At 63.8% G+C, this 6,600-nt stretch carries 6 protein-coding genes and 1 pseudogene; 6 read left to right on the forward strand and 1 reads right to left on the reverse strand.

Translation table 11 applies throughout. The annotated features are described in order from the left end of the window. Positions 1–84: 84 nt before the first annotated feature. A pseudogene (locus ACFSJC_RS20030) lies at positions 85–198 on the forward strand (AAA-type ATPase lid domain-containing protein); the annotation flags it as partial. Between the two features lie 66 nt (positions 199–264). Beyond that, positions 265–414 (forward strand): helix-turn-helix domain-containing protein, encoded by a 150-nt coding sequence (locus ACFSJC_RS20035; protein WP_465325195.1) that lies wholly within the window; start codon positions 265–267, stop codon positions 412–414. Positions 415–521: 107 nt separating this feature from the next. Here the strand turns inward: ACFSJC_RS20035 and ACFSJC_RS10470 are convergent, their stop codons facing one another. Beyond that, positions 522–1,394 (reverse strand): cache domain-containing protein, encoded by an 873-nt coding sequence (locus ACFSJC_RS10470; protein WP_386026401.1) that lies wholly within the window; start codon positions 1,392–1,394, stop codon positions 522–524. A gap of 396 nt (positions 1,395–1,790) precedes the next feature. On the opposite strand from ACFSJC_RS10470, the gene ACFSJC_RS10475 reads away from it, so the two are divergent. From ACFSJC_RS10475 to ACFSJC_RS10490, 4 genes are all read left to right on the forward strand, one after another. After that, complete coding sequence (locus ACFSJC_RS10475) at positions 1,791–3,668, forward strand: methanol/ethanol family PQQ-dependent dehydrogenase (RefSeq protein ID WP_386026403.1); 1,878 nt, start codon at positions 1,791–1,793, stop codon at positions 3,666–3,668. Between the two features lie 254 nt (positions 3,669–3,922). Beyond that, positions 3,923–4,525: a pentapeptide repeat-containing protein gene (locus ACFSJC_RS10480; RefSeq protein ID WP_386026405.1), complete on the forward strand. Its 603-nt coding sequence runs from the start codon at positions 3,923–3,925 to the stop codon at positions 4,523–4,525. Positions 4,526–4,548: 23 nt separating this feature from the next. Next, entirely contained in the window at positions 4,549–5,055 is a 507-nt protein-coding gene (locus tag ACFSJC_RS10485) for a c-type cytochrome (protein WP_386026407.1), read from the forward strand. Positions 5,056–5,260: 205 nt separating this feature from the next. Beyond that, positions 5,261–5,998 (forward strand): quinoprotein dehydrogenase-associated SoxYZ-like carrier, encoded by a 738-nt coding sequence (locus tag ACFSJC_RS10490; RefSeq protein ID WP_386026409.1) that lies wholly within the window; start codon positions 5,261–5,263, stop codon positions 5,996–5,998. Positions 5,999–6,600: the final 602 nt, after the last annotated feature.

Here is a 6,600-nt window from a genome sequence, read left to right on the forward strand (position 1 = left end):
CGCGAGTCTGGGGTAATCCGGCTATTCAGTCCAACAGTAATCGGTAATATTTTGATGCGATCGCCCTGATTTGAGCGCCACCCTTGGCCGGGCAACGTGCGTCAGTTGCATAACGTGATCCGGCTTGCAGTGGCGCTGCTCGACGAGGACGAGTCCGAGATTCGACTCGACCATCTCCCCGAGGACCTGTTCGGACCGCACCATCGGGAAGAATCGATCGGTGAGCGCCCTCAGGCGGATGGAACACGGAGCCACTCGACCAGCATGGAGGCGAGCGGTCGTAGTCTGGACGAGATCAAGCACGAGGCGATCGTCATGGCGATGAATGAGGTGGAGGGCAATGTCTCTGCTGCGGCGCGCCGCCTCGGGATCAGCCGCAACACCCTCTATCGCAGGATCGGCCGCATGAAATAGCCGCTCTCGGCAAGCGTTCCTGCGCAAACATGCGCCCGTCATGGGCGCATGTCCGCCAAACCTTGCCGAGACGCGGATCGAAACGAGGCCAAGGGCGCGAAGCCCCTTCAGTCCTCGAGATAATGGCCGACGCCGAGCATCGAGCGCCCCACCCGCTTGCCGTAGGAACGTTTGTGCTCGACGGCATTGGTGACCGGGTTGAGCCAGACATAGTCCACGATCGCGCTGTCGCCAGACGCGGTCTTATCGATCATCTCCTGGATGAACGCGTGGCCGGCGGCATCCTTCAGCCCGATCGCATCGGTGCCGACCAGGGCCGGCTTCATGCCCATGGCCTCGAACCTGCCGCTGTCGAGCCCGACGGCGAAGACATAGAGATCGTCGCGAACGAAGGGGCCATGCCGGTCGTCGAAGAGGGCCGCCGCCTGCTCCATACCGTGCTCACGCACGTATTGAACGGCCTCGTCGAGCATCGATTCGGCATCCCTGGCACTCGCCCTCGGGGCCGAATAGCCCACCCCCAGCACATAATCTCCGACCCTTCCGATGTAGGAAACCTTGGGTTCGACCTTATTGGTCGAGCGGTTGAGCCACATATAGCGCACCGTCAGCTCGGGGGTCTTCTTCGTGCCCTCGATCATCTCGCGGAACAGCGGATTGCCTGCGGCATCGGTCGTATTCAGGACATTGAGTCCGACCAACGCCTCGGGAGCGGCCCCGCTGGCATGGTAGACCCCCTTCTGATCGATCACGAAGACGTAGAGATCCTTATAGATGAACTTACCCTTTTGATTGTTGAAGGCCGCAAAGGATCGCTCGGGACCGTTGGTCTTCATGTATTCCAGCGCCTGATCGAACATCGCCTTGGCCTCGCGCGGGGTCGCGCGAACCCGCTCCGATGCCAGTGCGACGCTGGCCACGCCGGCGACGCACAGCACCGCTAGCAACGCCCATCTGCGGATGGAAATGCCTCTACTCATCAATGTGCTCCTGCATTGGGTCTTGGGTGAAATAGGTCGACCGATCGCGCCAACTGATTTTCAGCAGGCGTGCGCGTCCAACTTGCCGCAGCAAATCACGCGCCAGGGCATAACCGTCGCACCCCGGATCACGATGCCCTGCAGCCTGTCGCGCGCACCGTTCGGGAGAGCCGATCCAGGGCGCAAACGAACGTGGCAGGTGTTGCGAAAAGGATCGATTGATCCAGTTCGACACAGGTCGCGGTCACCGCCGCCGCTCATATCGATCGAGAAAACCGGCCTGACCGGGCTTCCGAACCGACTGGCCCAGGTCTTGCGTTTTGGGATATCGCGTTCCGGCCGGCCACAGCCCCCGCCGAACCGAACCAATACCGATAACAGGAGGCCTAGGACCCGATGATGAGCAAGCGAGAAACCCCCGTGTTCAAAGTGCGCACGGTCGCCGCAGCATTGGCGATGACCCTGTCGCTACCGACCGTGGCATCGACCGAAGTGACCTGGGACGACATCCTCAAGGACGATCAGACCACGACGGACGTCCTGAGCTACGGCCTCGGCCTCAAGGCGCAGCGCCACAGCCCGCTCGACCTGATCAACACCAAGAACGTATCCGCGCTGGTGCCGGCCTGGAGCCTCTCTTTCGGCGGCGAAAAGCAACGGGGCCAGGAAGGACAAGCCTTAGTGCACGACGGCGTCATCTACGCCACCGCATCCTACTCGCGCATGTTCGCCATCGATGCGCGGACCGGTAAGCGCCTGTGGGAATACAATCATCGGTTGCCCGACGATATCCGTCCCTGCTGCGACGTGGTCAACCGGGGACCGGCGATCTATGGGGATAAAGTGTTCTTCGGCACCCTGGACGCCGCCATCGTCGCGTTGAACAAAGACACGGGCAAGGTCGTCTGGAAGAAGAAGTTCGCCGACCACAAGGTCGGCTACACCATGACCGGCGCGCCCTTCATCGTGAAGGACCAGAAGAGCGGGCGCGTGTTGCTGATCCACGGCTCCTCGGGCGACGAGTTCGGCGTGGTCGGCTGGCTGTTCGCCCGCGACCCGGACACCGGCGAGGAGGTCTGGGCTCGCCCCATGGTCGAGGGTCACATGGGCCGGTTCAACGGCAAGGACAGCACCACGACCGGCGACGCCAAGGCGCCGAGCTGGCCGAACGATCCCAATTCGCCGACCGGAAAGGTCGAGGCCTGGAGCCACGGTGGCGGTGCGCCCTGGCAGACTGCGAGCTTCGACATCGACACCAACACGGTCGTCATCGGCGCGGGCAATCCGGCGCCGTGGAACACCTGGAAGCGCACCGCCCCTGGCGACGATCCGCGCAACTGGGACAGCCTCTTCACCTCGGGCCAAGCCTACGTCGACGCCTCGACCGGCGAACTCAAAGGCTTCTTCCAGCACACCCCGAACGATGCCTGGGACTTCTCGGGCAACAACTCGCTCGTCCTCTTCGAGTACACGGATCCCAAGACGGGGAAAGAGGTCAAGGCCACCGCGCACGCCGACCGCAACGGCTTCTTCTTCGTCACCGACCGCGACAAGCTCGAAAACGGCTCGGGATACCCGAACAAGCCGACCGCGCTCATCGGCGCCTGGCCCTTCGTCGAGGGCATCACCTGGGCCTCGGGCTTCGACCTCAAGACCGGCAGACCGATCGAGAAAGACAACCGCCCACCCGCGCCGAAGGAGGGCGAGGACAAGGGCGATACCATCTTCGTCTCGCCACCCTTCCTCGGCGGCACCAACTGGCATCCCATGTCCTACAGTCCGGAGACCGGACTCTTCTACATCCCGGCCAACCACTGGGCGATGGACTACTGGACGGAGCATCTGACCTACAAGGCCGGCTCGGCCTATCTTGGACAGGGATTCCGTATCAAGAAGCTGTTCGGCGATCACGTCGGGACCCTGCGCGCCATCGACCCCGTGACCGGAAAGATCGTCTGGGAGCACAAGGAAACCTTCCCCTTGTGGGCCGGCACCCTGACGACGGCCGGCGGACTCCTCTTCACCGGAACGTCCGACGGCTTCGTCAAGGCCTTCGACGCCAAAACCGGCGCGGAACTCTGGAAGTTCCAGACCGGCTCCGGCGTGGTGTCGGTGCCCATTACCTGGGAGATGGACGGCGAGCAGTACGTCGGCATCCAGTCCGGCTACGGTGGCGCGGTACCGCTCTGGGGCGGCGACATGGCCGACCTGACCAAGCAGGTCACGCAAGGCGGCTCCATGTGGGTCTTCAAATTGGCGAAGGCCGCGCAATAGCCGGCGAAGGTACGGCCGTCTCCCGCAAGCGCGGCGCAGACGGCCAAGACCGGGCGCAATCCTGACGCTTCAACCTCACTCGGTCGCTTCGAGCCAACGAGACGAAGGGCACGAAGAGGGTTCATTGGTCGACCCGAAACCTCGCGGTATCCGCTGCGCGAGGCCCGCGAGACCCATGCGCTTTGCCTCTCTTCGTGCCCGTCGTGTCCTTGCGACCTCGGGGCCTTTTCAGACAAGCAGGCCAGGGAACACAAATGCCTAACCTAAACCGCCCGGGCCACGGACTCTTCGCGGCCTTCCTGCCCATGCTGCTGGTCATGCCGGCACTCTCGCACGCCGAGGAACCACCAGCGGACGAGCCGCTCGTCATCAACGGCTGTCCGATCTGGCCCTATACCCGCTGCCCAGGCGCGGACCTGCGCCACGCCAATCTCGCGGGACACAACCTGGCCGGCGCCGATCTCTCCGGCGCCGACCTGCGGCGCGCCGATCTACGCGCCACCAATTTGGCCGGGGCCAATCTGGATGGGGCCGATCTCACCGGCGCTCGTCTCAACAAGGCGAGCGCACCCGCCGCGAGCTTCCGCAAGGCCAAACTGGTCGCCGCCGACTTCGAGGCCGCCCGACTGATGCGGTCGGATTTCTCCGGTGCCGACCTCACGGCCGCGAGCCTGGAATTCGCTCGGGCGAACTTCGCCTGGTTCGTCGGCGCGCGCTTCATCGCGACCAACCTTCAAGAAACCAAGTTCGTCACCGTCAATTTCACCGATGCGGTGATGGAAGGCTGCGTCATCCGCTTTGCGACCTTCCCCGACGCCACCTTCGACAACTGCCGCGGCTGTCCGACCGACTGGTGACGACAACCGCGAGGAGCCACAGCATGCCGACATCAACCCTTGCCGACACCGCACGCGGCGGACCAGGCCCCAGGCTACGCCTGCTCGCGACCATTGGACTGATGGGCGCCGCCGGCCTCTGCGCCGCCTTGCCCCCGGCCATCCCACCGCAGGTCGATACCTCCGCGCTCCCCGCCGCGCCCATGCCCTGGCCGGACGAGAACCCCTATCGAGGTATCGCCCTCGCGGCGGTCATCGGACGCGACGCCTTCAACCAGACCTGCGCCGTCTGCCACGGTCCGGATGCCGACGCCTCCAAGTCCCCCGCCCCCGATCTCCGCCGCCTCGGGCGCACCTGCAAACGGGTACGCGACACGACACTCAAGCAGCGCTGTCTCCAAGACGTCGACGTCTACTTTCGTAACTCGGTGCTCAAGGGCAAGGTGAAGGTCGGCGTGCGACACATGGTGGCCTGGGAAGGCATTCTGACACCCGAGGTCATTTGGGCCATACGCACCTTCATCGAGTCGCCCGACGCGGGCAAACATTGACCATTGGCGGGTCATGCCCGACCCGAGCCTCTGGCTGGACGCCCGCCCCCCTGCGTCCAGCGGCTCGGCGAGGACGCCCTGGCCGTCTCACGACTCGATACGAATAGGAGGAACGAGGTCCGCAATGCGCACCCGGCCACGAAGACCCCCATCCCCAATACGGCAACTCGCACTGATCGCCGGCCTCGCATGCGCACTGCTCCCAATGAGCGCCTTTGCGGCCGATCAGCCGTCCGCCGAACCGACCGACCCTTTCGGCTCGGACCGCTGGCCCGAGCTGAGACACGCCTTTTTCGAGGGCGCCCAATTCACCTTCGACGATCGCGTCAAGGTCTCGGCCCCCGAAGTCGCCGAGGATCCATTCGATGTAGTCGTCTCGGTCGACGCCACCGCCCTCCCAGAGGTCGAGGAGGTCCTGGTCATCGCCGACTTCAACCCCTTCCCCCAAGCGCTGCGCTTCACCCCCGGGCGGGCCAGCGCCGCCCTCGGGTTCAGACTCAAGCTCGATGGATCCACGCCGGTCCGCGCCGCCGCACGCACCAGCGACGGCCGCTGGCACCTGAACGGAACCCGGGTTCAGACCACCAGTGGCGGCTGCAGCTTGCCAGCGTCAGGCTCCAGTCATTCGGACTGGCAGGAGACCCTGAACCAGGTGAGCACGCGCATCCGCCCCACACCCGATGGCGGCCAACGATTGCGCATCGAGATCAGCCACCCGATGGACACCGGATTGGTCCAAGGCATTCCGATCTTCCACATCGACACCCTGGAGATCGCCAATGGCGCGGGCCAGCGGCTGATGCGAATCGAACCTGGCCCACCGGTCGCCAGAGATCCCATCTTCACGCTCGACATCCCCGCCGGCGCACTCGGCCCCGGCCCCATCCGCATTTCCGGCCGCGACAACAACGGCAACCTCATTCAAGCCGAAGCAGCACCCTGATCGCCCCTACCGCCGAAGGAAGGATCAATGACGGCGAAAGCCAAGACGAGGAAGGCAACCTGCTCGGCCGCAATCGCTGTCGCGGCGGCACGGTGGGGATCTATCAGGGTCTGAACACATACATCACCTTGGTGGCGGAATAGAGCCGGGAGCGCACGACCGGCGCGGACGCCATCCACTCCGCTGGCTACGGAGATCTCAAGACCAGCACGATCTCGGTAGGCGGCATCATCGTCTTCTGAAGACAAGGGTCACCGGATCCGCCCGCGCGTGCGGATCCGAAAAAACGTCCCCATCTAGTCGACCTGACCGGAACGTTGCCCATTAACGGCACAGCTGTCCCTAAACGGAGCAACAACTTGGCCTGCGCACCCTGCAGCCAGCCAGCGAACCGGTCCAAGTCGGAAACATAACAAATTGAAATAAAAGACTTTAGATTCGTCTCGAACAACCTTTCGCGATCGGCATAAGGCGTGCGTTTCAAGCGATCACGCACTCCTGCGTTTTTCGATAAAGAATGAAGAGAGGACACCCATGATCTACGCCAAGCCCGGCCAACCCGATTCAAAGTTCAGCTTCAAGCCCCGCTATGCCAACTTCAT

It is taken from the genome of Thiorhodococcus fuscus, assembly GCF_042682685.1.
In the GTDB taxonomy this organism is placed as follows: domain Bacteria; phylum Pseudomonadota; class Gammaproteobacteria; order Chromatiales; family Chromatiaceae; genus Imhoffiella; species Imhoffiella fuscus.